Annotated in this window: 21 protein-coding genes; 12 read left to right on the top strand and 9 right to left on the bottom strand. The window is 73.4% G+C overall.

From position 1 onward, the window contains the following. Positions 1 to 122: 122 nt before the first annotated feature. The gene (locus I5071_RS39030) at positions 123 to 1,325 is read left to right on the top strand and encodes a pyridoxal phosphate-dependent aminotransferase (protein WP_236518474.1); all 1,203 of its coding nucleotides are present in this window, start codon (positions 123 to 125) and stop codon (positions 1,323 to 1,325) included. Between the two features lie 4 nt (positions 1,326 to 1,329). Here the strand turns inward: I5071_RS39030 and I5071_RS39025 are convergent, their stop codons facing one another. Both I5071_RS39025 and I5071_RS39020 read right to left on the bottom strand, forming a co-directional pair. After that, positions 1,330 to 1,734: a hypothetical protein gene (locus I5071_RS39025; RefSeq protein ID WP_236518473.1), complete on the bottom strand. Its 405-nt coding sequence runs from the start codon at positions 1,732 to 1,734 to the stop codon at positions 1,330 to 1,332. Between the two features lie 48 nt (positions 1,735 to 1,782). Beyond that, complete coding sequence (locus tag I5071_RS39020; protein ID WP_236518472.1) at positions 1,783 to 3,093, bottom strand: choice-of-anchor D domain-containing protein; 1,311 nt, start codon at positions 3,091 to 3,093, stop codon at positions 1,783 to 1,785. A gap of 362 nt (positions 3,094 to 3,455) precedes the next feature. Between I5071_RS39020 and I5071_RS39015 the strand changes: the two genes are divergently transcribed. Next, positions 3,456 to 4,346: a carboxypeptidase regulatory-like domain-containing protein gene (locus I5071_RS39015; protein WP_236518471.1), complete on the top strand. Its 891-nt coding sequence runs from the start codon at positions 3,456 to 3,458 to the stop codon at positions 4,344 to 4,346. 102 nt (positions 4,347 to 4,448) lie between these two features. Here I5071_RS39015 and I5071_RS39010 read toward each other — a convergent pair whose 3' ends face one another. Both I5071_RS39010 and I5071_RS39005 read right to left on the bottom strand, forming a co-directional pair. Beyond that, on the bottom strand, positions 4,449 to 5,075 hold the full coding sequence (locus I5071_RS39010; protein ID WP_236518470.1) for a hypothetical protein: 627 nt from the start codon (positions 5,073 to 5,075) through the stop codon (positions 4,449 to 4,451). A gap of 115 nt (positions 5,076 to 5,190) precedes the next feature. After that, positions 5,191 to 6,468 carry a hypothetical protein gene (locus I5071_RS39005; RefSeq protein ID WP_236518469.1) on the bottom strand — a complete coding sequence of 426 codons (1,278 nt, stop codon included), beginning with the start codon at positions 6,466 to 6,468 and terminating at the stop codon, positions 5,191 to 5,193. A 78-nt stretch (positions 6,469 to 6,546) separates the two neighbouring features. Between I5071_RS39005 and I5071_RS39000 the strand changes: the two genes are divergently transcribed. The 7 genes from I5071_RS39000 (at position 6,547) to I5071_RS38970 (ending at position 19,040) form a co-directional block, all read left to right on the top strand. Next, positions 6,547 to 7,449, top strand: coding sequence for a YfaP family protein (locus I5071_RS39000; protein ID WP_236518468.1), 903 nt, complete (start codon positions 6,547 to 6,549; stop codon positions 7,447 to 7,449). 5 nt (positions 7,450 to 7,454) lie between these two features. Further along, complete coding sequence (locus I5071_RS38995) at positions 7,455 to 12,086, top strand: alpha-2-macroglobulin family protein (RefSeq protein WP_236518467.1); 4,632 nt, start codon at positions 7,455 to 7,457, stop codon at positions 12,084 to 12,086. A gap of 56 nt (positions 12,087 to 12,142) precedes the next feature. Continuing rightward, positions 12,143 to 14,065 (top strand): putative metal-binding motif-containing protein, encoded by a 1,923-nt coding sequence (locus I5071_RS38990; protein ID WP_236518466.1) that lies wholly within the window; start codon positions 12,143 to 12,145, stop codon positions 14,063 to 14,065. Between the two features lie 156 nt (positions 14,066 to 14,221). Beyond that, positions 14,222 to 14,800, top strand: a complete 579-nt coding sequence (locus I5071_RS38985) for an OsmC family protein (protein ID WP_236518465.1) — start codon at positions 14,222 to 14,224, stop codon at positions 14,798 to 14,800. Between the two features lie 75 nt (positions 14,801 to 14,875). Then, positions 14,876 to 17,803, top strand: coding sequence for an ATP-binding protein (locus I5071_RS38980; protein WP_236518464.1), 2,928 nt, complete (start codon positions 14,876 to 14,878; stop codon positions 17,801 to 17,803). After that, entirely contained in the window at positions 17,791 to 18,039 is a 249-nt protein-coding gene (locus I5071_RS38975; RefSeq protein WP_236518463.1) for a nickel-binding protein, read from the top strand. The genes I5071_RS38980 and I5071_RS38975 overlap by 13 nt, the downstream gene beginning before the upstream one ends. An 83-nt stretch (positions 18,040 to 18,122) precedes the next feature. Further along, a complete protein-coding gene (locus I5071_RS38970) occupies positions 18,123 to 19,040 on the top strand; it encodes a hypothetical protein (RefSeq protein ID WP_236518462.1) in 918 nt (305 codons plus the stop codon). Here I5071_RS38970 and I5071_RS38965 read toward each other — a convergent pair whose 3' ends face one another. Genes I5071_RS38965 through I5071_RS38950 form a run of 4 tightly spaced genes read right to left on the bottom strand, consistent with a single transcriptional unit; the run spans position 19,041 to position 22,463 of the window. After that, a complete protein-coding gene (locus I5071_RS38965) occupies positions 19,041 to 19,652 on the bottom strand; it encodes a hypothetical protein (protein WP_236518461.1) in 612 nt (203 codons plus the stop codon). A 6-nt stretch (positions 19,653 to 19,658) separates the two neighbouring features. Further along, complete coding sequence (locus I5071_RS38960) at positions 19,659 to 20,675, bottom strand: imelysin family protein (protein WP_236518460.1); 1,017 nt, start codon at positions 20,673 to 20,675, stop codon at positions 19,659 to 19,661. Continuing rightward, positions 20,675 to 21,322, bottom strand: a complete 648-nt coding sequence (locus I5071_RS38955; RefSeq protein WP_236518459.1) for a LolA family protein — start codon at positions 21,320 to 21,322, stop codon at positions 20,675 to 20,677. The genes I5071_RS38960 and I5071_RS38955 overlap by 1 nt, the downstream gene beginning before the upstream one ends. A 22-nt stretch (positions 21,323 to 21,344) precedes the next feature. Then, positions 21,345 to 22,463, bottom strand: coding sequence for a di-heme oxidoredictase family protein (locus I5071_RS38950; protein WP_236518458.1), 1,119 nt, complete (start codon positions 22,461 to 22,463; stop codon positions 21,345 to 21,347). A gap of 84 nt (positions 22,464 to 22,547) precedes the next feature. Between I5071_RS38950 and bioB the strand changes: the two genes are divergently transcribed. After that, a complete protein-coding gene (gene bioB, locus I5071_RS38945; RefSeq protein ID WP_329611110.1) occupies positions 22,548 to 23,609 on the top strand; it encodes a biotin synthase BioB in 1,062 nt (353 codons plus the stop codon). 92 nt (positions 23,610 to 23,701) lie between these two features. Here bioB and I5071_RS38940 read toward each other — a convergent pair whose 3' ends face one another. After that, positions 23,702 to 24,313, bottom strand: coding sequence for a TetR/AcrR family transcriptional regulator (locus tag I5071_RS38940; protein WP_236518457.1), 612 nt, complete (start codon positions 24,311 to 24,313; stop codon positions 23,702 to 23,704). Between the two features lie 57 nt (positions 24,314 to 24,370). Between I5071_RS38940 and I5071_RS38935 the strand changes: the two genes are divergently transcribed. Together I5071_RS38935 and I5071_RS38930 are read left to right on the top strand one after the other, a co-directional pair. Continuing rightward, entirely contained in the window at positions 24,371 to 25,345 is a 975-nt protein-coding gene (locus I5071_RS38935) for an SDR family NAD(P)-dependent oxidoreductase (protein WP_236607721.1), read from the top strand. Positions 25,346 to 25,502: 157 nt separating this feature from the next. Then, entirely contained in the window at positions 25,503 to 26,507 is a 1,005-nt protein-coding gene (locus tag I5071_RS38930; RefSeq protein ID WP_236518456.1) for a c-type cytochrome domain-containing protein, read from the top strand. The last annotated feature ends 6 nt before the right edge of the window (positions 26,508 to 26,513 follow it).

Raw genomic sequence — 26,513 nt, 5'->3', positions numbered from 1 at the left:
GACCGTTTCGTGAGGCGAAGCCGGGAGGGGCGACCATCCCGGCTTTTCCTCTTGTTCCACCCGGGTTTCCCGCAGGGCGCGCCTAGCGACGCAACGCGTCACGTGATAAGGCGCAGCCCGCCATGCCGTCCCTCGCTTCGCGCCTCTCGGTCATCAAGCCCTCGGCGACGATCGCCATCTCGGACCGCGCTGCGGCCCTCCGCGCCCAGGGGATCGACGTGATCTCCTTCGGCGTCGGCGAGCCGGACTTCCCGACGCCCGCGCACATCCGCGAGGCGGCGAAGACGGCGATCGACAAGGGCGCGACGAAGTACACGCGGGTCCGCGGCATCGCCCCGCTGATCACGGCGATCCAGGACGACTGCGAGAAGCGCCGCGGCGTGCGCCCGGGGGCCGACGACATCGTCTGCTCGGTCGGCGCGAAGCACACGCTCTACAACCTCGCGGTCGCGCTCTTCGAGCCGGGCGACGAGGTGATCATCCCGGCGCCCTACTGGGTGAGCTACCCGGAGCAGGTGCTGCTCGTCGGCGCGACCCCGAAGATCGTCGAGACGCGCGAGGAGGACGGGTTCCTGCTGCGCCCGGACGCGCTCGAGAAGGCGATCGGGCCCAAGACGAAGGGCCTCATCCTCTGCTCGCCGTCGAACCCGACGGGCGGCGCGTACTCCGAGGACAAGCTCCGCGCGATCGCGGCGGTCCTCGCGAAGCACCCGAACGTCTGGGTGATCGTCGACGAGATCTACGCGCAGCTGGTGTACGGCGGGTTCCAGCAGCGCTCGCTGCTCAGCATCGCGCCGGAGCTGCGCGATCGGCTCGTGATCGTCGACGGCGCGAGCAAGACGTACGCGATGACCGGCTGGCGCATGGGCTGGATGATCGCGCCCAAGGCGCTCTGCGACGCGTGCGAGATGGTGCAGAGCCAGTCGACGACGAACCCGACGTCCTTCGTGCAGCACGCGACGATCGCCGCGCTCCAGGGCGACAAGGCCGAGCTCGACGCGATGGTGCGCGAGTTCGAGGCGCGCCGCGATCTGATGGTCAGCGGGCTCAATGGGATCGCGGGGATCAGCTGCCGCGTTCCGGAAGGCGCGTTCTACGCGTTCCCGAGCGTGAAGGGCCTGATCGGGCGGAAGACCGCGGACGGCGCGGTGCTCGCGGACGACGTGGCGGTCGCGTCGTGGATGCTCGAAGAGGCGAAGAGCGCGGTGGTGCCGGGATCGGCGTTCGGCGCGCCGGGCTACGTGCGGCTGAGCTACGCGACGTCGCGCGAGCTGATCTCGGCGGGAGTCGGGCGGATCGCGGCGGCGGTGAAGACGCTGCGTTGAGCGATCAGGCGCGCTTGCGGGCTTCGCGCATGTCGCGGACGGCCTGGAGCGCCTCCTCGTACGTCTCGAACAGGTTCGAGCGCATGCCGGTCTTCTGGTGCTTGAGCGCCTCGGTCCGGATGTACGAGCGCAGCACCGGGTCGTTCGCAGCGTAGCGCACCGCGCCCGCGAGCCGCGTGTTCCACTTCGCGGCGCGGGCGCCGTAGTGCGCCGCGACCGCCGGGCTGCCGATCTCGACGTCCTTCCAGCAGATCATCGCGTAGCGGCCGGGGTACTTCTCGGCGAGCTCGTCGAGCTCGTCGAAGATCGCGTCCACCATCTCGATCGTGCTCGCCTTGATGCCGGTGGCATCGACGAAGAGCAGGTCGTTCTCGGCGTCGTAGCGAGAGATCCGGCGCGGCAGCTTCACGCCCCAATTGGTCGCCCGAAGCTCGGGAGGAACGCAACGGGGGAAGTGTCAGCGGCGGCGGCGGGTGATGACGAGGATCATCGCGAGCGCGGCGATGCCGAGCGCGCCGGTGGGCGAGCCACCTGCCGTGCCCGCGCTGCGACACGCGCAGCCACCGGCGGTGTCGGGCCCACCGCGGCGTCCGGCGTCGCCGGCGTAGCCGCCGTCGGCGCCCGCGATCCCGATGCCCTCGAGCCGCACGATCACCGTGGACTCGTCGGGATCGTCGCTGTCGACGAAGAGCATCGCCGCCGCCTCGCCGATCTCGACCGGGGCGAACGCGACCTCGACGCTGCGCGAGCTGTGCGGCGGAACGACCACGGCGGCGGTGTCGAGCGCGAAGGGCTCGGGCGCCGCGCGCGGGGTGACGCGGAGCTCGGCCTCGCCCTCGTTGCGGATCTCGAGCAGCTGGGTCGCCGAGAGGCCGAGCTCGACCTCGCCGAAGTCGACGTGGCGCGGCTCGAGGCGAAGGTCGGGCAGCGGGACGTGGACGGTCGCGGACGGGAAGCGGATCTCGCGGTCGAGGTCGAGCAGCGGCACGTCGAGCGTGGTGATCGGGAGGTCGAAGCGGCGCCCCGCGATCTCGACGAAGAGCGCGGGCGCGACCGCGACGACACCGTCGTAGTCGAGGTCGCCGACCGGGGTGATGACGACGTCCTTCGCGGCGCCGAAGCCGGTCTCGCCCTCGTCGGCGGTCGCGACCGTCGAGCCACCCTCGGTGACGATCGGGAGCGCGGCGTCGCCGATCTCGATGCGCGTGGTCTGGTACGCCGCGCTCATGCGCGGCTGGAAGTCGACCACCAGCCCGCCGCCGATGCCGGGGAGCGGGATGATCGAGTCGGTGATGTCGACCTCGTAGCGGAACGGCGAGGTCATGTCGGTGATCGCGATCGGGCGCGGGAGCTGGGGCGGAAGGAGCATCGAGTCGAAGCCCACCATCGCCGCGAGGCGCAGATCGCGCGGGATGTTCCCGGGGAGCGGGATGTCGCCCTCCCACGTGTAGCGCGTGCCCGCGACGGTCACGTCGAAGCGCACCTTCGCGACGATCTCGAGGCCGTAGTCGATCGAGAGGCGCCCCGTGCCCGGCGTGCCGGGCACCGCGATCGAGAGCGGCGCGGGCCACCACACGATGCTGCGTCCCGCGAGATCGATCTCCGTCTCACCACCACCGGCGATCGCGAATCGCACCTGGAGCGGTGAGCCCGAGGGGATCCATCCGGTGTCGTAGGAGAACGAGTCGAAGAACCCCTCGCGATAGTGGAACTCGACATCCGACTCCTGACACCCGTCGCGTAGCTCCGGGCACGTCGTGATCGGCACGCCTTCCTGTGCATGCGAATGCGCTGGAAATGCGGTCGAGATCGCGAGAAGCGAGGCGAAGAAGAGGCTCGACGGTCTGTCGAGAATTCGATCAAGCAAGCGCGTGCTCATGTTCGGCTCGAGCCGATGTTCGAGAAAAGCGCGACGATCTGCAATGCCTCGGACTCGGACGCGACTTTTCGCATCTGCGAGCACGCACGAACTGCGTCGCTCGTGCGCGCTTGTGCTAAGCGTCGAATCCGGATGGCGCCCATCGCGAGCGACACGATCGCTCGTCAGCGCGTCCGAGGACGTAAGCCGCGGATTCTTGGCGGATCGTGAGCAGCAGAGCCACATGCGAAATCGAGGCTGAGGCGCGACTCGTGGGGTCGTTGCTCCGCGCGCTGTGGACGATCGTGTCGCTGCTGCTCTGTGCAGTGATCGCGACCGGGTGCTCCGACGAAGAGCGCGAGGAAGCAGGCGAGGGCTCGCGCACGACCGACGGACGTCGTGCGACGACGCCGAGCCCGCCGAGCTACGAGCCGATCGCGGTCGTCAACGGCGGGACGATCACCGGGAGCGTGCAGTGGGCGGGCGCGCGTCCCGAGCCGATCGAGATCGCGGTGCCGATGCACGCGGCGCGATGTGGTGAGACGCAGCGCTCTCCGGCGATCGAGATCTCGCGACGCGGCGGCGTGAGCGGCACGGTGGTGTGGCTCGAGGGGATCCGTCGCGGGCGCGCGCTGCAGGTGCCGGCGGAGCCGGTGGTGGTGTCGATCGCGGACTGCGGGTTCCGGCCCCACGTGGTCGCGGTGCCGGTCGGCGCGAAGGTGACGTGGCGGAACGACGAGCCGATCCTGCACAACGTGCACGCGAGCTTCTTCGAGCGGGCGCGTCCGCCGCGGAGCTGGTTCTCGGAGGGCCTTCCCGAGCAGGGTGCGTCGCACGAGGTGACGATCGAGCGCGCGGGCGTGGTGCGCGTGGTCGACGACGCGGGTCACCCGTGGATGCTCGGCTGGGTGCACGCGTTCGAGCATCCGTACTTCGCGGTGAGCGACGCCGAGGGGCGATTCCAGCTCACGGGGATCCCGCCCGGACAGTACGTGGTGCGGGTGTGGCACGAGGGGTTCCTGACGAGCGGAGCGACTGAGTCGGGACGGCCGGTGTACTCGGCGCCGATCGTGATGAGTCGGCCGGTGACGGTGTCGACGGGGCACGACACGACGGTGGACTTCGAGGTGGGGGTCGCCGCGGCTCAGGCTGCGGGTGATTGACGATCTCCGCGCGGGGTGAGGCTTCGGAGTGCTCGGGAAGTCTCGCGCGGATGGACTCGCGCTTCGCGCATCGTGAGTCGCCTGATGTGGCGTAGCGAGTGATCAACGGAGGCGCGCGGTGCGCTCGTCGGCGTGGCGGCGGGTGCGGGCGTGCTGGGCCGTGATCGATGCGAGCGTCGTCGGGTCTGCGGTGCGCGCGAGCTCGAGCTGGGTGTCGAGCGCGGCCTCGAGCACGACGCGGTTCGGCTCGGTGGGGTGCGCGTAGAAGGTTCGCCAGGCGCGGCTGATCGCGGTCTCGGCGAGCATCGTGGCGAGGAGGGCGCGCTCGGTGGCGGGCCATTCGGCGGCGAGCTCGTCGGTCAGGTCGACGCCGGTCCAGGCGCGCGCGATTCGGACGAGGTTGGCGATCCACTGGATTCGCCACGCGCGCGAGAGGAGGTCCCACGAGACCTCGCGGACGAGCCGAGGGCTCGGTGCCGCGACGTCGCGCGCGAGGGCGAGCCACGCCGGGCCGAGCAGCGCGCGGACCTCGGGCTCGCAGTAGGCGTCGACGTCGTCGGAGAGATCGGCCGGCCACAGCTGCTCGAGCGCCTCGATGACCGTCGCACCGAGCGGGTCGCGATCACAGCCGCCCTCGCGGAGATACGAGGCGAGGCCGAGGCGGATGGCTTCCGCACTGCCGGTCGACATCCACACCGCGTCGTCGGCGACCGAGATGATCGCGCCCATTCGGCGAGGATATTCGGGCGCGACGGAAGCGAGGAGGACCCTACGATCCTCGTCGCCCGTCTGGGGCGATGGTCACTTCGCTGCGGGATCGAGGCTCCGGACTGCGAGCGCCGCGTCACGACTCGGACGCCGGCTTCGACGCTCGCTCCGAGTCTTGCGGGGACACGCTGCCGGACTCGGATTCGGTCGCGCTCGTCGGTGCCGACGCGGACTCGGTCGCGGGCTCGGGCTCGGTCGCGGGCTCGGGCGGGATTGCGGATGCCGGTGCGGTCCCGGACTCGGTCGCGGGCGCCGACTCGGGCTCCGGCGGCGACTCGGGCTCGGTCTCGCCCTGCTCCTCCCGCTCGATGATCGCGCTCGCGTCGCGCGGCGCAGGCTGGGCGCGCCAGCGCAGCGCCGCGCGGCGGAGGCCCTCGGGGTCCGCGGCCTGCGCGGCGCGCGCGAGGAGGACGATCGCGAGGACCGCGTCGAGGAGCTGGATCGGGCTGCGCGCGGCATAGCCGCCCGCGATCCACAACGCGATGCCGGCGCCGACCTGGCGCTTCCACGGGTCGTCGGAGGTCATCCCTGCGAACGCTGCCGCGAAGCCGATCGTCGCGACGAGGACGTAGAGGATCGTCGCGGCCTCGGGGAGCGCCGCCACGCGGAACGCGCCGTAGAGGACGGTGCTGTAGTGCGGCGGGAGCGCGTCCTGGCCCGCGACCGCCAGCGCGAGGCCGATCACCAGGACCAGCGCCGCCGCGGCCCACGACACGATCGCGCGCGGGCTGCGCCCTCGCGGGAGCGCCGCCGGCACCAGCACCAGCGGCACCAGCAGCCACGTGAGCTCGCCGCCGTGACGGCACAGGTACGCGATCGGTCCGCCGATGCCGCCACCGAGCACCGCGCGCAGGCTCGCGATCGTGACCACCACCAGCGCCTGGAGCGCGGTCGCCACCGCGAGGATCAGCGCGACCTTGAGGACCCGGTTCCGATAGCCCGCGCCCGCCGAGCCGAAGAGCGAGATCAACGCGTTCGTCGCGAACATGCCGATCAGCACGATCAGCGGTGTCAGCCGCTCTCGCGGCAGCGCGAGCGCGATCGTCAGGCTCGGCATGAGGATGCCGGCGAAGCCGGCGACCGGGAGGCGCACGTAGAGCGGCGCGAAGCCCGGCATGCGCAGGTAGGTGACGAGCGCCGAGAGGAGCGCGAAGAGCCCCGCGACCCCTGCGAGGTTCCGCGGCAGCGCGCCGATGCGCATCCACTCGAGCAGGACCGGCGCCTCGACCGTCTCCGCGGCGGCACGCACCGCGACGCGGTTGATCGCGAGATCGACGACGGCCGCGAGCGCGGCGAGGATGGCGAGCGGCGGCGCGGCGCGGAGCGCCTGGACTCGCGGGTCGGTCGACGACACGGGAGCCGGACCGTAGCACCGTCTGGGACGCGGGTGCGCGCGAGGAACTCTCGCGACGGAGCGCTGTCGGAGGCCGACGTGCGTACGGCGCTCGCCCCTCTCGGCGCGGTCCTCGCGGCCGCCCTCGCCTTTCCATCCCCCGCGCTCGCGCAGGCGCCGCTGACGGTGTCGATCGAGAGCCCCACACCGGGCGTCGCCGACGTGCACGGGAACGTCGCGTCGCTCGAGGCGGTGGTGTCGGACCCGACGCTGCGCACCGCGACGCTGACGATCCACGGCGCGAGCTACTCGGTGCCGATCGAGCACGGGCGCATCTCGCAGCAGCTCGTGGTCGCGACCGGGGTGAACCGGGTGGGCATCACGGTGCAGCGCGGCGACGAGGTCGCGCGCGACGCGGTGACGTGGTTCGTGCGCGGCGAGACCACCGAGCTGCTCGTGCTCGCGACGTGGGAGGCGACCGGCGAGATCATCGACCTCTGGGTCCGCGAGCCGGGCGGCGAGACGTGCAAGTGGGACCATCGCTCGACCGAGCGCGGCGGGCGCTTGCTCGACTTCTCGACCAGCGCGATCGGCTTGGGATCGCAGGGGTTCGTCGCGCCCGAGGTCGAGGCGGGGACCTATCGCATCAAGGTCCACTACTGGGGCGGGTTCGGCGACGAGGACCAGCACTGGAGCGGCGACTACGAGCAGCTGATCGGCGAGCTCGATGCCGCGGAGCTCGCGCTGACGAACGCGGTGGGCGCGCTGCGGGTGATGCGGATGCGCGAGCGCGATCGGGTCGCGGCGCGGCTCGATCGCTGGGCGCTCCCCGGGGCGCCGCAGACCGCGGTGCACGTCGAGGCGATCCTCTTCCCGGGCACGCCCCACGAGCGGCGGTGGCGCTTCGATCGGCGGGTCGATCGCACCGGGCACCTCGCGACGCTGGGCGAGATCGAGATCGACGAGGCGCTGATCCGCGCGGCGCGCGCGGGGCGGGAGTGATGCGCATGAAGCGGTGGAGCGCGCTCGGGGTGATGGTCGTGATCGCACTGGGGACCGGCGCGCCCGCGCGGGGCGTCGACCTGAGCACGCCGCTGCCGATCCCGCTGCCCAACCGGCCGTTCTTGTTGGTCGAGGCGCCGCGGCGGTTCCTGCCGAGCGAGATCGCGGCGGTGGACGTCGATCTCGCCGAGGAGGGCACGGTCGGGATCGCCGTGCTGCGGGTGCACGATCCGATGGCGCTGCTCGCGGCGGCTCCGTCGCGCCAGGGGATCTCGGTCGCGCCCACCGCGCTCGGTCGGGAGTCGGAGGCGCTGATGGCCCAGGCGGGCCCGCTGCCGCGGCGGGGGAGCGCGCTGACGTTGATCGCGCAGCGCGACGAGCCGCTGCGGGTGCGACGAGGGCGCGGCCGGGTGTCGCACGGGGGCGAGAGCGCGGTCTACGACAGCTACGAGGGCGAGGAGAGCGACGTCGAGACCTACGGCGTGCACGCCGGCGCGTGGGCGACCGGGAGCATCGCGCTGGGGCGCTTGCCCGAGGGCCTCTATCTGGTGCGCGTCACCCGCGGCGCGTGGGCGGGCTCGACGCTGGTCTCGGTCGGACGCGACGTGCTGCTGGTGCGGCGCGGCGATCTCCACGACGAGGTGCGGGTGCTCGGCGGCGACGGCGCGCCGCGCGCGAACGTGCCGGTGGAGGCGCGCGAGGGCGGGAGCGTGATCGCGGCGGGCGTGACCGACGCGCAGGGCGCGCTGCGGTTGCGGGCGTCGGAGCGCGAGCGGCTGCGCTTCGTGGCGCGCGAGGGCGAGGACGTGACCTGGGCCGACGTCGCGCACGCGCGGATGGCGGCCTGTGATCCGCGGGTGTTCCTCGGCACCGGGCGCCCGGTGTTCCGGGCGGGCGACGTGATCCACGTGCGCGGTCACGTGCGGGGGTGCGACGGTCGCGGCGAGGAGCGCGCGCTCGGCGACGAGCCGCTCGTGCTGGCGCCGGGCGACGTCGCGGTGCGCAGCGATGCGAACGGCGACTTCGTCGCGGAGCTGATCGCGCCGGCCGACGGGATCCTGCGGGCGCGGGTGCGCGGGCACGAGTCGGTGCGCGACGTGACGATCGATCAGCGCCGGCTCCCCGAGCGCGCGCTGACGGTGCGCCTCGATCGCGCGTACGCGGCGCCGGGCGAGCGCGTCGAGGTGGAGGTCGCGGACGACGAGGGTGGGTGGCCGCGGGTCGCGCAGGTCTCGTTGCGGACCCCGGTGGGCACGATGTCGAGCGAGATCGGACCGCGACACCCGGCGCGCTTCTCGTTCGTCATGCCGCGGCGCGACGAGGTGCTCGCGCGCATCTCGCTCGAGGCGACGCTCGCGCAGCCCGGTCGGGTGCAGACCGCACACGCCGAGCTGTGGACCGGGCGGCGCGCCGAGATCGTGGAGCTGACGAGCGATCGCTCGCACGGGCAGCAGAACGCGCGGGTGCCGGTGCGGGTGCGCGCCAGCGATCTCGCGGGGAACGCGCGGCCGGGCGCGATCGTCGTGAGCTTGCACGGCAGCGACGGGAACGGACGGGGGCCCGAGCGCGCGCGGTGGGACGTGCACGCCGGCGACGACGGCTGGGCGGCGCTCGACGTGGAGCTGCAGGGCGCGGGGCCGTGGTGGATCGAGGCGCGACGCGGTGAGAGCGTGGCGTCGCTGGTGATGCGCGATCGGCCTGGCCCCGCGCAGCTCGGCACCCGCGGGGAGCTCGCGGTGCAGCCGCGCGCCGAGGTGGTGGAGCCGGGCGGGACGCTCGAGGTCGACGTTCGGATGCGCGCCGGCGCGACGGCGTGGGTGACGCTCGAGCAGGGCAGCGTGCACGCGAGCCGGCTGGTGCGTGGAGCCTCGCGGGTGACGCTCGAGGTGCCGCGCGAGGCGCGCGGGATGGCGACGGTCGTCGCGACCGAGGTGCGGGGCCCCGAGGTGAAGAGCGCGAGCGCGACCGTCGAGGTGCGCACCAGCCGCCGCTTCGCGATGAGCGCGACCACCGAGCGGCGCAGCTACGCCGAGGGCGAGCGGGCGCGGGTGACGATCGAGGCGCGCGATCGCGAGAACGCGCCGCGCGATGCGGTGGTGTCGGTGTGGATGGCCGACGCGGGGTGGTGGGAGCTCGGGGACGAGCGGCATCCCGCGCCCGACGACTACTTCCGGATCGCGGGGCGTCCCGCGAGCGCGGGCGACGGGAGCGCGCCGGTCGTGTACGGCGCGGAGGAAGGACGCCACGTCGACGCGTGGATGGAGTGGAACGGCACCCGCGTGGAGCGCGCGAGCTTCCGCCACGGCTGGGGGTTCGGCGGCGCGCTGGTCGCGATGGAGCGCTCGGGCTCGCTGCGCGACGTGGTGCAGGCGCTGGCGCAGGCGGCGGGGCTGCGGGGCGCCGAGGTGTGCGAGGCGGCGAACGCGCGGCACGAGCCGGTGAGCGTGCGGGCGCAGCAGCTTCCCTGGGATCTGATCGCGATGCGCACCCACGAGCTCGCGAGCGTGCAGCTCGATGGCGAGGAGGCGCTGGGCGAGCCCTACGTGCAAGACGGGGTGCTGCACTTCGATTGCGGCGGCGGCACCGGGATGGGCATCGTGGGCTCGGGGAGCGGCAGTGGCTATGGCGGGGGCGCGGGCGGGCTCGGGACGCGGGGCGGGGCGCGCGAGGAGCGTCTCGAGGGCACGCTGTTCTTCCTGGGGCGCCTCGCGCTGGGCGCCGACGGACGCGAGGTGATCGAGGTGCCGCTGCCCGCGCATCCGGGGCGGTGGCGCATCGAGGCGCTGGCGATCGCCGAGGACGGCGGCGGCGCGTCGGCGAATGCGGTGGTGCACACCACGCGGCCGGTGGTCGCGACGGTGCAGGCCCCGCGGCGGCTCGCGGTGGGCGACGAGAGCGAGCTGCGCATCGACGTGCTCGCGCCGAGCGCCGCGGGCGGCACCGTGGAGCTCGCGATCGCGAGCGGCGAGGCGATCGCGATCGATGGCGAGGCGCGCGCGGTGGCGATCGACGCGCGCGGGCACGGCTCGCTGCCGCTGCGGGTGCGCGGGGTGCGTGAGGGACGCTCGTCGCTGACGGTGCGCGCGGCGATGGCGAGCGGCGCCGACGACGAGGTGCGCGTCGACGTCGAGGTCGCACCCAGCGCGACGTCGCAGCCGGTCGCGATGCGCGCGGTGATCGGGCCCGGCGCGACCGACGTGATGCTCCCGGTGCCGCCGCGGGTGCGCGACGCGGTGCTGCGGGTGCGCGTGGGGAGCGACGTCGCGGCGATGGTGCAGGAGCGCCTCGAGGTGCTGCACGCGCCGCAGTGGCAGGTCCCGGTGCTGCGCGCCGATCGGCTGGGCGCGCTGCTCGCGCTCGCGCGGGCGAGCGAGGACGAGGCGGTGGAGCGCTCGGTGCGCGGTGAGGCCGCGGCGCTCATCGCGAGCGCGGAGGCGGACGCGGGCGGCGACGGATCGCTCTCGTGGTGGGCGGGGATCGAGCGCGACGACGTGATGACCGCGGAGCTGGTCTGGGGGCTCGCGCCGTGGCGCGACGACGCGTCGCTTCGTGCGGGCTGGGTGCGGGCCGCGGACGCGCTGCGCGTGCGGATGGACGCGGGCGAGATCGACGCGCGCGAGGCGTCGGCGGTCGCGGCGGCCCTGGCGCGGGCGGGGGATCGTGATCGCGCGCGGCGCTTGTTGAGCGATGCCGCGCTCGACGATGCCGACGCGCTGGTGTGGGCGGTGCGCGCGGCGCGCGCGTCGGGGGACTCGGCCTCGCCCTACGGGGCGCGGCTCGAGCCGGTGATCGACGCGATGCTCTCGTCGCGCGGAGCGAGCTCGACGTGTCTCGCGTGGTTCCTCTGCATGGCGCGCCGGGGCGAGCGCGCGACGATGGCGCGCGCAGCGGAGGCGCTGATCGAGAGCGGTCGTCCCGGCGCACGCGAGCGAGCGGCGCGCATCGCGATGCGCATCGCGGAGCGTCCCGCCGACGTCGGCGCCTGGACGTGGGGCGACGCCGACGCCGACGTGCTCGCGCTGATCGCGCGCCTCGAGGACGGGCGCGCCGAAGAAGTGGTCGCGACGGTGATGCAAGGCGAGCGACGTCTCGCCCGGGTGCGCGGCGACGCGAGCGTGGTGGTGCCCGCCGGCGACGAGCCGATCGTGCTGCGCTTCGAGGGCGGGCGCGGGCGCTTCGTGATCGCGTCGGTCGACGGGGTCGTCGACGTGGACGCCGCGCGGGCAGGGCGCGGGAGCGTGCCGATCGAGCGACGCTTCGTGAGCGAGCGCGGCGCGCGCTTCGTGGAGGTCGAGCTGACGCTGCGGCGCGATGCGCGCGAGGTCGCGATCTCGGTCCCGCTGCCCGCGGGCCTCGAGCTCGGAGCACGCGCCGGGGGCGCGACGCTCGGCGTGAGCGCGAGCGGACGTCGCTTCACCTGGTGGGGCGCCGAGGTCGACGGAGGTCCCGAAGTGCCGCGGATGGTGCGCGACGCGGCGGGGCTCGCGCTGCGCTGGGAGCGCCTCCGCGCCGGGCGCTACGTGGTGCGGGTGCCGCTGGTCGAGAGCGCGCGCGGGCGCTTCACCGCCGGTGCGGTGCTGCTGCGGACCGCCGACGACACGACCTGGGGCCTGGCGCCGCCGCTCGTGCTGGAGTGAGGAAATCCATCGGGGGCGTCCTTCAAGCGCAGGACGCTCACCGATAGACTCGTCGCGTGCGCACCACGAGCTTCATCTACGCCGTCTTCGCTTGTCTGATCGCGCTCCTCGCTCCACCCGCTCGCGTGCACGCGCAGGCGACGTGCGTCGACGCGACCGGCGATGCGTGCCGCAACGTGCTCCGCACCGCGCGTCCCGACGGCGTGGTGAACGACGTCTTCACCACGCGCGACGGGCTCTACGGTCCGCAGCTCCGCTTCGCGACCTACGTGCGCGGTGCGAACGGCTGCTACGGCGTGAGCGACCGACCGACGATCCTCGAGGGCTACACCTGCACCGAGACCGGCGTGCCCGCGCTCGGCACCGATCGCGCGCCCTACGCGAACTCGCTCGACTGGTACTGGACCCAGGTCTACCGCACGCGCGACGACGGCGTGACCTTCGTCAACGACGGAGAGCCCGGCTTCTACGAGCCCTCGCGCGGGCGCATCTACGACCTCGGCGGCGAGGCCAACCGCGTGGTGCTCTTCCCGATCACCGATCACCCGCCGCTGCCCTGCGAGGCGTTCGAGTACAGCGTCTATCTCTCGAACGATCCCAACGCGACGGTGACCGCGTCGCCCGGCGCGCCGAACCCGATGCACTGGAACCCGGCGCGCCTGATCCGCGCGTTCGAGCAGGGCTGGACCCGCAACCCGACCGCGCTGGGCGCGTCGGAGGCGGGGCGGCCGGATCTCGGCACGTGGCTGCGCGACAGCAGCGCGGGCGAGGCGGTCTCGGACGCGCTGGTCACCGTGTGGGCGCTGCCGTGCGGGCTCTCGTTCCGCTACGCGTCGATCGTCGCGGGCAACTACGGCAATCCCGGGCCCGAGTGCGTCTACCACAGCAACGAGGACGAGCTCGACGCGGTCGCGGGCCTCAACGAGGACGACACCGCGATCTGCATCGACGCCGACGGCGACGGACACCGCGCCGCGAGCTGTGGCGGAAGTGACTGCGACGATAGCGATCCCGCCGTGCACCCCGGCGCGTTCGAGCCCTGCGACGCGACGCGCGATCTCGACTGCATGCCGATGGCGGAGTGCCCCTCGGGCACTCGCTGCGAGAGCGCGAGCGGGCTCTGCGTGACGACGTGCTTCGAGGGCGGCTGCGGCGCGGGCTTCACCTGCACCGCGAGCGGGCTCTGCATGGAGAGCGCGTGCGCGGCGCGCACCGAGCCCTGCCCCGCGGGGACGATCTGCCGCGGCGGCGAGTGCCGCGCGCCCTGCGACGGAGTCGTGTGCCCGCGCGGTGAGCTGTGCACCGGCGGCGCGTGCATCGATCCCTGCGACGGCGTCGTGTGCCCCGCGAACCAGACCTGCATCGCGGGCACGCCGGGCGCGCTGACGCTCTGCGGTCCGGCGTGCACCTGCGACGAGATCTCGACCCCGCTCTGCGGCGCCGGTCGCGCCTGCGATGCGCGCCCCGAGTCGCCGACGCGCGGTGAGTGCGTCGATCCCGGGTGCGAGACCGCGACCTGCGCCGCGACGGAAGTGTGCGTCGCCGGCGCGTGCGTCGACGCGTGCGACGGAGTGACGTGCCCGCTCGGGCAGCGCTGCGACGCGGGCTCGTGCGTGGTGGATCGCTGCGCGTCGGTCACCTGCCCGGGCGGGCGCGTGTGCCGCGCGGGCGAGTGCGTCGACGCGTGCGACGGCGTGACGTGCGGCGACGGCGAGCGCTGCCGCAACGGCGTGTGCATGCCCGATCCGTGTGCGGGGATCACCTGCGCGCCGGGCTTCGTGTGCAACGAGGGCACCTGCGTCGCCTCGGGCCCGCAGGACGCGGGCGGCCAGGGCATGGACGCGGGCGGGCGCGGGCCGCGCGGCACGACCGACGGCGGATGCTGTCGTGTCGCGGGCGGCGGTCATCGCGGCACCGGCGGCGTGATGGCGCTGGTGATCGCGCTCGCGATCGTGCTCGCGGCGCGCCGCCGTCGTTGAGTCCTTCCCGGAGTGCTCGTCCCGCAGGTCCCGGACGGAAGCGCGCTTCGACGGTACAGCAGTCGTTGATTCCACGCGGGCTTCCACGCCCGCTCCAACGCGGGCCCCGCACACCGGTCTCGTCCCGCCCGAATCGGGCGAAACGAGGAGACCGAGATGGATCACGCTCAGCAGGTTCCCGCGCAGCCCACCACCCTCAACGGCATCGATCTGCAGGCGCTCGCCACCGCGGGCGCCGCGCTCGCGAGCGATCCCACGCTGGCGCCCGTGACGTTCCGCGCCTCGACCTCGTGGCGTGGCGCGTTCCGCACCGTGACCGAGATCGCCGACTACGACATCGGCGGCAACACCGTGACGCGGCGCCATCGCCTCGTGACCGACGAGCCGCTCGAGATCCTCGGCGGCGACAGCGCGCCGAACCCCCAGGACCTCATCCTCGCGGCGCTCGGCTCCTGCATGATGGTCGGCTTCGTCGCGGGCGCGACCCAGCGCGGCATCCGCATCGCGTCGCTCCGGATCGACACCGCGTGCTCGTTCGATCTGCGCGGCGCGTTCGGGCTCGACCCCTCGCTGCCTCCCGGCGCGACGGTGTTCCACTACACGATCCGCGTGAGCGCGCCGGGCGCGAGCGCCGATGCGCTGCGCGAGATCCACGACGAGGTGAAGGCGCGCTCGCCGAACCGCTTCCACCTCACGACGCCGATCCGGATGGAGTCGGCGCTCGTCGTGGAGTGATCCGCGACGCGGCCCGGCGTGCCTCGTTGCGCGCCGGGCCGCGCCCTTGCACACGCTCCTTCCACGGAGGCGCGCGTGGCTCTCTCTCCCGGCCTGCACCTGCGACTGCTCGGCGAGATCGACGCGAGCGTCGACGGGACGCGGGTCCCGCTGCCGCCCTCGAAGAAGACGCGCGCGCTGCTCGCGTACCTCGCGCTCACCGGGCGCGAGCACCGCCGCGATCGGCTGAGCGATCTGCTCTGGGACGTCACCGACGATCGCCGTGCCGCGCTGCGGTGGAGCCTCACCAAGCTGCGCGACGTGGTCGACTCCGAAGGGCGAGAGCGGCTGCGCGCCGATCGCGAGCACGTCTCGCTCGATCTCGCCGACGTGCACATCGACGTGCTCGAGGTGCGCGCGATGGTCGGGAGCGACGTCGAGGCCGTGGCGACACCGGTGCTCGAGCGCGCGCTCGAGCGCTTCGGCGGCGAGCTGCTCGAGGGCCTCGATCTCGAGGATTTCCCGGTGTTCCACGCGTGGTGCGTCGCCGAGCGCCACGAGGTGCGAAGGCTGCGGGTGCGCATCCTGACGACGCTGCTCGAGCGCGCGCGGAGCAACCCGCAGCGCGCGCTGCCCTACGCGCGCGATCTCGTGCAGCTCGATCCCACCGACGCCGCGGCGCGGGCTCGCCTGCAGGAGCTGCTGCACGCGAGCGGGCGCTACCGCGAGGCCGAGGCGCAATCGCGCACCGATCGCCGCCTGCTCGGTGCGCCCGCGCTGCCCGCGCCCGATGCCCGCGTGTCGTCGTCGCCGCGGGATCGTGCCGGCGAAGCGCTCGCGCCGCTGATCGGTCGGCGCGCCGAGCTCGACGCAGTGCGTGCGGCGATCGACGCGGGCGCGCCGCCGGTCGTCGTCATCACCGGCGAGCCGGGGATCGGCAAGTCGCGGCTCTGCGCGGAGCTGGTGCGCGCGCTGCGCGATCGCGGCGCGACGGTGCTCGAGGGACGCGCGCTCGAGGTGCATCCGGGCTGGCCTTTCGGCGCGTGGATCGACGCGTTCCGCGCCCTCGACGCGACCGGGCTCGACGCCGCGATCGCGACCACGCTCGCGCCGCTGCTCACGCCCGCGGTCGCGCCCGAGGAAACGTCGGCGCAGGGGCGCGAGCGTCTGTTCCACGCGGCGTCGGAGGCGCTCGCCTCGAAGGACTCGCCGTGGGTCGTGCTCGAGGACGTGCACTGGCTCGACGAGTCCTCGATCGCGCTCGCGCACCACGTGGTGCAGCGCGGCGTGAGGCTGCTGCTCACGGCGCGCGAGGGCGAGCTCGGCGACAACCCGTTCGTCTCGCGGGTGCTGCGCGCGCTGCGCCAGGCCGATCTCGTGCACGAGCTCGCGCTCGCGCCGCTCGACCGCGAGGAGACCGCGCAGCTCGTGGGCTCGGACCTCGACGATCTCTACGAGCAGAGCGGCGGCAACCCGCTCTTCGCGCTCGAGCTCGCGCGCGCGCCGCGCACCTCCAGCGCCGTGCCGCGCTCGATCACGCGGGTGGTGCGCGATCGACTCGATGCGCTCCCCGCGGACACCGGCGACGCGCTGCGCTGGGCCGCAGTGCTCGGCGCGAGCTTCGATCTGCCGATGCTCGAGGGCGCGCTCGCGGTGTCCGAGGACGCGCTCGTGAGCACCATCGAGGAGCTCGAGCGCCACGGTTGGATCGTCCCGCTCGGTGCCGAGATCGAGCGCGCGCCGGCGTACCGGTTCGCGCACGAGATCGTTCGGCGCGCGGTGTACGACGCGCTCTCCGAGCCGCGCCGCCGCCTCATGCACGGCAAGGTCGCACGGCTCGTCGCGGCGCGGCCCGACGTCGACGGCTCGGCGGTGTCGACGATCGCGCACCACGCCGCGCTCGCGGGCGACTTCGCGCTCGCGGCGCGCGCCTGTCGCGACGCGGGCGAGCGATCGATGCGGCTCTACGCCGCGGCCGATGCGTTCGCGCTCGCGCGGCGCGGCCTCTCGTACGTCGACAAGCTCGCCGATCCCGAGCGCACCACCCGCGCGATCGATCTGCTCCACCTCGCGCTTCGCGCGCGTCGCCCCGAGGATCGCGGCGAGGCGATGGCGAGGCTCGCCGAGCTCACCGAGCGCGCGCTCGATCTCGGCGCGACCGATCACGCGCGGATCGGCTTCTACCTGCGCGCGTTCCTCGAGTGGGAGGACGGCGAAGCGCGCGACGTGCGCAGCCTCTCGCACGCGATCGAGGCCACCTCGCGGCTCGGCAGCGCGCGCGAGCGCGTGCTCGGGTTCGGCGACGCCGCGCATTGTCTGGTGTCGATCGAGCGCGACCTGCCGCGCGCGGAAGCGCTGATCCTCGAGGCCGAGGCGATCGCGGCGCGCGAGCACGTCGAGTCGTTCGCGGTCTCGCTCACCCGCGCGATGCTCCGCGCGCACAAGGGCGATCTCGACGCCGCGGAGGAGCACCTCGAGCGCGCGCTCGGGATCGCGCGGCGCGACGGAGATCGCCTCCAGGAATTCGTCGCGCTCGAGCGCGAGATCGACGTCGATCTGCAGCGCGGCGCGCTCGACCGAGCACGCGGCCGCGTCGAGCGTCTGATCGCGCTCGGCGAGCGCACCCGCGAAGGAAGCGAGCGCCCCCATGCACGCGCGCTCCGCGCGCTGATCGATCACGCGCTGGAGCGCGGCCACGAGCGCGCGCTGGACGAGGCGATCACCGCGCTGATCGCCGCGGACAGCAAGCGACGCTGCGCCTACGTGCTGGTGCGCGCCGCCGAGGTCGAGCTCGATCGCAACGAGCTCGATGCTGCGCGCCGTCACGCCCTCACCGCGCTCGACTTCGCGCGCCGCATCGATGCCCCGAGCGAGATCACCGGAGCGCTCGCGGCGCTCGTCCGCGCCGGCGACTCCGACGCGCTCGCCGCGCTGCGCGACGCGACCTCGCGCGTCGTCTCGGAGCGGGCGCGTCGCGCCGCAGCACGAGCGCTGGAGCATGGAGGTGCCTCGTGGAGCGCGTGATCGTCGAGCGCGAGTTCGACGTCCCGGTCGACCTGGAGGAGCTCGTCGAGAGAGCGCGCCGCAACGCGCTCTGTTACGAGCTCCGCAACGTCACCCACGTGCGCACGATCGTGTCGAACGACGGGCGCCGCATGATCTGCGAGTACGACGCGCCCGACGCGGAGTCGGTGCGCGAGGCGAACGATCTCGCGGGCGTGCCCTACCTGCGGGTGTGGACCGCGCGCCGCATCGGGTGATTCCACGCGCGCTCCCACGCCGGCGCCAACGCACCCGCGGCACATCGAGGCAGCCCGACGTCACTCGGGCGGAAGGAGCCCCGATGAGCACCGGTCCCGTCTTCACCTACCAGGACGCGCTCGACGCGTCGCAGCGCACGCGCTGGACCCTCGAAGAGATCCTCCACGAGGACGTGCCCTTCGATCTCCGGCGACCGTTCCTGCCCGAGTCGCTCGCGCGCACCGCGGGCCTCGGATCGCTCGCGCCGCGCGATCGCTTGCTGCTCAACCAGATCCGCGGGCATGCGTACCTGTGCATCTTCGGGCTGGTCGAGGAGTTCATCCTGCCCTTCGTGCTCGACCACGCGCGCTCGCAGCTCGCGGGCGACGACGTGCGCACCCGCGCGCTCCTGCACTTCGTCGAAGAGGAGGCGAAGCACATCCACCTCTTCAAGCGGTTCCGCGATCACTTCGCGCGCAGCTCGGGCCTCGAGTGCGAGGTGATCGGCCCGCCCGCCGACGTCGCGCGCGAGGTGCTCTCGCACGGCCCGCTCGCGGTCGCGATCACGATCCTGCACATCGAGTGGATGACCCAGCGCCACTACGCCGAGTCGATCCACGGCGACGCCGCGCTCGAGCCGCAGTTCGCGCGGCTCCTCAAGAGCCACTGGATCGAGGAAGCACAACACGCGCAGCTCGACACGCTGATCACGCGCGAGCTCGCCGCGGAGCTCGACGCGCGCGACGTCGGCGCGAGCATCGACGAGTACCTCGAGATCGGCGGCGCGCTCGACGGGCTGCTCGCGAAGCAGGTCGAGCTCGATCTCGACGCGCTGGAGCGGGCGCGCGGCGCGCGGCTCGCGCCCGATCAGCGCGAGGAAGTGCACGTGGTGCAGCGCGCCGCGAACCGCTGGACGTACCTCGGCTCGGGCATGTCGCACCCGGTGTTCCTCTCGATCCTCCGCGGCCTGCACCCCGAGGGCGCGGAGCGCGTGCGCCGCGCGGCATCGGCGTTCTCGTGATCAGCGGAGCGAGAGCGCGGGCGTGATCGCGCCGTCGCTCTGCCATGCCGCGGCGTGGCAGTCGTTGCACACGAGCGCGATCGGCTCGGTGCCCGCGTCGCGGTGCATCGCCGCGTAGCCGTGACCGCTCGGAGGGCCGGGGCCGCGCCACACGATCACCGGCGCGTCCTCTTCGCCCTCGGGGAAGCGCAGCTCGAAGAACTCCCAGCCGATCGTGCCGTCGCGGTTGTAGGGCACGCCGCGCTTCACCATCGCGTGGATCGTCCACGCGCTCGGCGGGCCGACCTCGATCGACTTCACCAGGATCGTGCCCACCGGCCAGCGGTGCGCGCCCTCGGGCGCGCGTCGGCTCGCGTAGACGTAGGTCGGTCCCTCGGGCGCGCCGATCGGGATCATCGCGCCCTCGACCGCGTGGCGCTCCCAGCGCCGGAACCCCGCGAAATCGCGAGCGAATGCGACGAACGGACCGGCACCGGAGTCGGCTGCGACGCCGGCATCGGAGGGCGCGCTCGCGACCTCGGGGAGCTCGATCGCGCTCGCCGCGATCACGAGCGCGCCGGTGAGCGCGCCCGCGATCACGACGACGACGAGCGATGCGATGGCGGAGCGCATGATCGTTCACCGCGCGATCGGCGCGATCCCCATCGCCTCACCGGCGTGTCGGAGACGTGCGGCGAGCGAGCTCTCGGCGCGGGGATCGCTCGCGCTCGCGAGCAGCACGAAGAGCCGGCCGTAGGGCGTGCGCTCGCTCGGCGCGTCGGGATCGAATTCCCGAGGCACGGGCGGCAGCGCGTCGTCGCCGCTCTCCGCGTAGACCCGCTCGAGCGCGCGCAGCTCGCGATCGATCGCGTCGCGCTCGCGCGCCGCATCGGGCGTCGCTGCCAGCATCGGCGCGAACGCGTCGAGCACCGCGCGCCCGCCCTCGAGGTTCGCCCGCATGTCCGCGAGCGTGTGCTGCGCATATCGCGACTCGTCCTCGCCGGTCGTGCCGAGCCGCACCTTCTCCGCTTGCTCCTCGATCGAGCCCACGATGCCGCGCCACGCGGTCGCGGGATCGAGCGCGAGCGGCCCGAGCGCGCGCTCCATCGCGCGCACGTCGCCGGTCAGACGCGCACACAGCTCGTCGCGGAACGCGCGCGCCTCGGCCTCGCTCGACGGCGTTCTCGGCGGCGTGTAGCTCGCGAGCGCACGCTCGAAGCGCTCGGTGGGCGCGGGGATCGCGTCGGCCCACAGGACGCGCTCGATCGCGTGCATGCCGACGAAGCCGTTCGCGTCGAAGGGCGTGTCGTCGCGGCGCAGCTCGACCTCGTGCTCGTAACGTCCGTCGACCGACGCGTCGGTGTCGGGGAACAGGATCGCGATCGCGCCCTCGACGTGCTCGTAGGCCCGACGGGCGCGGCGCCACTCGGTGCGCATGCGCTCGACCGCGTCGCGATCCCGCTCGATCGACCATCCATCGGAATCGGGCGCGGGCGCGGCGGCGCAGAGCGCGTCGCAGGCGCGCGCGAGCTCCGCGACCTCGGCGTCGACGTACGACTTCACCGCGCGCGTCGCCTGCTCGTCGGGCGCGATGATCGGCGGTTCCTCACGCGCCCCGCACGCGACGAGCAGGAGCCCGAGCCACGCCCCGCGCATCAGATCTCGCGCGCCCCGGCGGGCGGCGTGAAGGTGAACGTGCTCGGATCGATCGGCTCGTCGAACACGAGCGCGTCGAGCGCGAAGGTGTTCCAGTTGCCCTCGTGATCGAGCAGGCCGACGCGCCGCACCGCACCACGCGGGTCGACGTGGAGACGCACGCATCGATGGTGCGGATCGCGCTGCAGGGGAACGAGCTCGAGCACGTCGGTGTCGGCGGGCGCGCCGGGCGAACGATCGCCCACCGACGCGCGGTATGCATCGAGCGCGATCGCGCCGCTGAGGATCCCCAGCGCCGCGACCAGCGCGCTCGAAGTGCCGCGCGAGAACTGACCGGGACCGCCGTCGAACGGCTCGTACATCAGCCAGCGCTCGCCCTCGGCGACGAAGATCTTCCCGTTCGGCGGGTCGTAGTCGAAGCGCACGCGCCCGGGACGCTCGATCACGATGCTGCCGCGCGAGGTGCTCGTCCTGCCGTACGCGCGTGCGAAGAAGAACTGCGTGAAGCGCGCGCGGATCGTGCGGGTGCGCCCGTAGAACGCATCGACGCGCGCCGCGAGCTCCGCCGCGGTCGGACGCGCTTGTGCGCCGACGGAGCGCGCCGCACCGAGCACGAAGAGCGCCACGACGAGCTCCCGCCGCTTCATCGCGCCCGACGGTATCACGAGGTCAAAGCGCCTCGACGAATGCGATCAGCGCGAGCTGCTCGTCCTCACCCAGCGCGCGAAATCTCTCCACCACCGCGTTCGCTTCCGAGCCCTCGGAGGCATGCGCGTCGATCGCCTCGCGCACCGTGCGTGCTCGTCCGTCGTGCATGAGCCCGCGCAGGTGACGCACTCCGACGAGCGGTGCGGTCCTCCACTCGCGCCCGCTCGCTGCGCCCTCTGCGATCCCGTCCGCGAGCGCGTCGCCCATGTCGTGCAGCAAGAGATCGCTGTAGATCGCCGCGTCCACGGCGCGCAGCGCGGGCACCTCGTGATCGTCGCGGGTGCGCGTGCTCGGCACGTGGCAGGTCGCGCATCCGACCGCCTCGAACACCCGCGCATCGCGCGCCTCGCGTCGCGGCATCGCGAGCAGCCGCACGTAGTCCGCGAGCAGCGCGATCTCCTCGTCGCTGACGTCGACGCCCGGCTTCGCATCGTCGCGAATCCCCTCGGGCCCCGGCAGCTCCTCGGGGCGCATCGGCGACGTGAGCCCCATGTCGCCGAGCAGCGCGTCCGCCACGAACTCGTCGAGCGTCGCGGTGCGCGCCTTGTGCCCGAACCGCCCGATGCGCCCGTCGGCGAGCCGCGCCACCCGCCCGCTGATCACACCGCGCTGCGCGCGCTCGTTGGCTTCGATCGCCGCATCGGGGATCGCCTCGATCAGCCCGCGCGCGAACACCGCCGGGGCCAGCCGCACCACCTCGCCGATCGACGGATGCACCGGCGCGATCACCGCGATCGTCGCCCCCGCGGTCGTCCGAGGCCGCACCACGTCGCCCCACGGCAGCGCCGGCGCATCCTCTCCGCGCCGCACGATCCGCCGCACCGCGCCCGGCCCTCGCGCGTCGTCCTCGTGACAGCTCGTGCAGGCGCGGTGCACGTAGAGCGGCCCCAGCCCCTGCGCCTCGCGGAACGGCAGCTCGAAGCGCGCATCGCCCTCGTCGAAGCGCGCGAGCTCCTCCGCGCTCAGCCCCGCGAGCGGCGCATCGCTCGGGTCCTCCACCACCCGCTCGATCGGCGGGGCCGCGATCTCGGGCAGCCGGGGAGCGTCGTTCCCACACGCCGTCGCCAGCGCGATCCCCACCGCCGTCCACGCCCTCACGTCGGTGAGGATAGAACAGCCGTGTGCTTGCCTGGGGTGCACCGCGCGCGGTACGCCTGCGCACCCATGCAGTCACCCGAGATCCGTCACGACTGGACCCTCGACGAGGTCCTCGCGATCCACGAGCTCCCGCTCACCGATCTCCTGCTCCGCGCGCAGATGGTCCATCGCCGCTTCCATCCGCCGGACTCGGTCCAGCTCTGCACGCTGCTCAGCGTGAAGACCGGCGGCTGCCCCGAGGACTGCAGCTACTGCCCGCAGTCGAGCAAGCACGACACGAGCGTCGAGCCCGAGCGCCTGCTGACCGTCGACGAAGTGCTCTCCTCGGCGCGCCGCGCGCGCGAGTCGGGCTCGACGCGGTTCTGCATGGGCGCCGCGTGGCGCGAGGTGAAGGACGGCCCGGCGTTCGATCGCGTCGTCGACATGGTGAAGGGCGTGCGCGAGCTCGGCCTCGAGGCGTGCGCGACGCTCGGCATGCTCACCGAGGACCAGGCGAAGAAGCTCGCGGACGCGGGCCTCACTGCCTACAACCACAACCTCGACACCTCGCGCGAGCACTACGGCGAGATCATCAGCACGCGCACCTACGACGATCGCCTGAAGACGATCTCGAACGTCGCGAAGGCGGGCATCTCGCTGTGCTGCGGCGGCATCCTCGGCATGGGCGAGTCGACGCGTGATCGCTGCGAGATGCTGCGCACCCTCGCGGCGCTCGATCCCCAGCCCGGCAGCGTGCCGATCAACGCGCTGGTTCCGGTCGAGGGCACGCCGCTCGAGGACCAGCCCCAGATCGATCCGATCGACATGGTCCGCGCGATCGCCACCGCGCGCATCGTGATGCCGAAGGCGATGGTCCGCCTCAGCGCGGGCCGCACCGAGCTCTCGCGCGAGGCGCAGATCCTCTGCTTCATGGCGGGCGCGAACTCGATCTTCTACGGCGACAAGCTGCTCACCACCGGCAACCCCGACGTCTCCGCGGATCGCGAGCTCCTGCGCGACGCGGGCATGAAGCCGATGCTCCCCTACGCATCGCCCGACCCCACGGTGCAGGGCACGCGCGAGCGCGGCCCGCAGCCGAAGCCGGGCACGATCGCGCTCTCGGCGCGCATCCCCGCCGACGCCGAGTGAGCACCGAGACCGGACTGCTCGCGCAGCTCCGGTCTCCCGTTGCCCGACGTCTCGCTCGCGCGGTACCGAGTCGAGCGTGATCGGGGCCGCGGTCACCCCCGCAGCAGCGCGAGCACCGCGACCTCGAGCGCCTCCGCGAACCACGGCTCGGAGAGCGACTGCGGCGAGCGCCCCAGCATCTCCCCCGTCGTGCCGCTGATCATCGTCGACCACATGGTCGCCACCTCGCGCGCCCGGGACGCCGGCCACTCCGGCTTCGCGTCCACGATGCGCTTCGCGAGGACCTCGGTGATCGCGCCCGTCGCCGCGGCGAGCGCCTGCTGCACGTCGGGGAGCACGAACACCGTGCGCAGCGCGCCGCAGAGCTCGCGGTGCTCGATCTCGAGCGTCACGAAGCGCCGCACCAGGTGCCGCGCGAGCGTCGGCAGGCTCCGCTCCTCCTCGAGCACGCCCCGCAGCGCGGCCTCGACGTGCCCGAGGTAGTCACGCACCAGCGCGACCGCGAGCGAGTGCTTGTCGCCGTAGTACTGGTAGAGCGTCCCGACCGACACCCCGGCCCGCTGCGCGACCAGCGTCGTCGTGAGCCCGTCGTAGCCGACCTCGGTCAGAAGCTGAATGGCCGCCTCGTGGATCGCCTCCACCGTCGCGACGGCGCGCGCCTGTCGCGCGACTTTCCGAGGGCCGAGCGCGCCCGCGCTCGGCATCCGCAAAGCGAATGGTCGCCGCTTCCTCGCGCTCATAGATCTCTCTCCGTGAGCAACATGAAGGTTTCTTCGGAATCGAGGCTGTTCGTGGTGACCGGGCCGACCTCGGGAATCGGCCGAAGTATCGTGCTGGAGCTCGCAAGACCCGGCAACGTGCTGGTGCTGGTGGGCCGTGACCGCGAGAAGATGAGGGATGTTTCAGGTTTGGTGGAGGCGCGGGGCGGCGGCGCGGAGGTCGTGGAGTGCGACCTCGGCGACCTCGCGTCGGTCGCGCGGGCGGCGGGCGCGATCGCGACGCTGTCGCGGCGGGTCCCGCTGCGAGGGCTCGTGAACAACGCAGGCGTCCAGGACATCCGCGCGACCCGGACGCGCGACGGCGTGGACACGACGTTCGCGGTGAACCACGTCGCGTCGTTCGCGCTCACCGAGGCGCTGCTGCCCTCGTTCGACGACGGCGCGCGGGTGCTCTTCGTGGCGTCGGGCGTGGAAGATCCCGACGATCCCTTCGCCAGGCGCATGGGGTTCCGCGGGGGGCGCTACCTGTCGGCGGAGGACGCGGCCGCGGGGAGGTGGACGCCCGGCGGCTCGAGCATCCCGGGGCAGGACGCGTACGCGAGCTCGAAGCTGTGCAACGTGCTGGTCGCGCGGCACCTCGCCCGCGAGGTCCCTGCCTCGCGCGTGCGCTTCGCATCGATGAACCCCGGCTTCGTGCCGGGAACCGGGCTCGCCCGCGACATGGGCTTCGGCGCGCTCACGATGCTGGTGTGGCGCTACGTGATGCCGCTCCTCGCGCGGCTCGTTCGAGGCTGGAGCACGCCGGAGCGCGCGGGCCGCGTGGTCGCGCGATTCCTCGGCGACGCGGCGGACACCATCCCGAACGGCGCGTTCCTCGATGCCGACGGGAGCCTTCGTCGGGGGTCGGCGACGAGCCGCGACGAGGCGCTCGCGGCGCGCGTGGTCGAGGAGACCCGCGCGCTGCTGTCGCGCCTCGGTCGGAGCGCGCGGTCGAGCGTCCCCGCCGACGCCGAGTGAGGCCTGGAGATCCCGGAGCGCGACGCGCTCCGGGAGCACCGCATGCGCGGCTCTGAGCCCTGGAATTCGCTAGAGAATTCGGCGTCCTCCGCGGTGGACTGATCCGTGCTGAGCGAGCCGTGCGGCCTCGATGAACGAGGCCCGCGGATCTCGACTCATGCATCACCGGATCTGCGTGCTCCTGATCTCGCTCGGCGCGACGTCGGCCCTCGGCTGCTCGCTCGATCGCGTCGAGCTCATCCCCGGCCCGAGCGGCTGTCCAGGACAGGGCTGCCCCGCCCCGGCCGACGACGGCGGAGCGCCCCCGCCGACGCCCGGGGTGTGTGGCGACGCGCTGTGCGGAGCCGGCGAGGACTGCGCGTCGTGCCCCGCGGACTGCGGCCCGTGCACCGACGCGTGCGAGAGCGGTCTCGCGCCCAACGTCGCCTACGGCGAGGAGATCCAGCCGATCTTCGACGCGCGCTGCACCGGCTGCCACGGCGCGACCGATCCCGCGGCGGGCCTGCGCCTCGACACCCTGCTCGGCCTGCTCGCGGGCAGCACCTCGGGCCGGGTGATCGAGCCCTGCAGCTGCCGCGACAGCTTGCTCTGGAAGAAGATCGGGCCCGACCCGTTCACCGGCGAGCGCATGCCGCTCGGCGGGACGCCGCTCTCGGACGCGGAGATCGAGCGCATCTGCCAGTGGATCGACGAGGGCGCCGAGTCGCGCTTCGATCCCGCGACCTGCGGCGCGCCGGTGGGCCCCCCGGCCGGCGCGTGCGACGTGTGCGGCGACGGCGCGTGCGGCGTGAGCGAGTCGTGCGGGTCGTGTGTGATCGACTGCGGCTGCGAGCCGCCGCCTCCCGAGCGCGACGTCACGGCGCCGGTGTTCGAGGGCGCGCGCGACACCGAGTCGCCGTCGCCGACCCAGTGCGTCGTGTCGTGGCGCCCCGCGGTCGACGACGTCTCTCCGCCCGAGGCGATCGTCTATCAGGTGTTCGTCGGTCCTCGCGACACGGCGCTCGACCTCTCGCGCCCGGTCGCGATCACGGCGCCCGGCGCGACCTCGCAGGTCGTCACGGTCGCGCCCGGTGATCGCGTGGACGTCGTCGTCCGCGCGGTCGACGCCGCGGGCAATCGCGACGCGAACCTGCGCGCCCGCGAGTGCGACGGACGCGACTGAGCGAGT

This window comes from Sandaracinus amylolyticus, from assembly GCF_021631985.1.
Classification (GTDB): Bacteria; Myxococcota_A; Polyangia; order Polyangiales; family Sandaracinaceae; genus Sandaracinus; species Sandaracinus amylolyticus_A.
The sequence above is the reverse complement of the archived record's forward strand: the minus strand, read 5'-3'. Positions and strand labels throughout refer to the sequence as shown.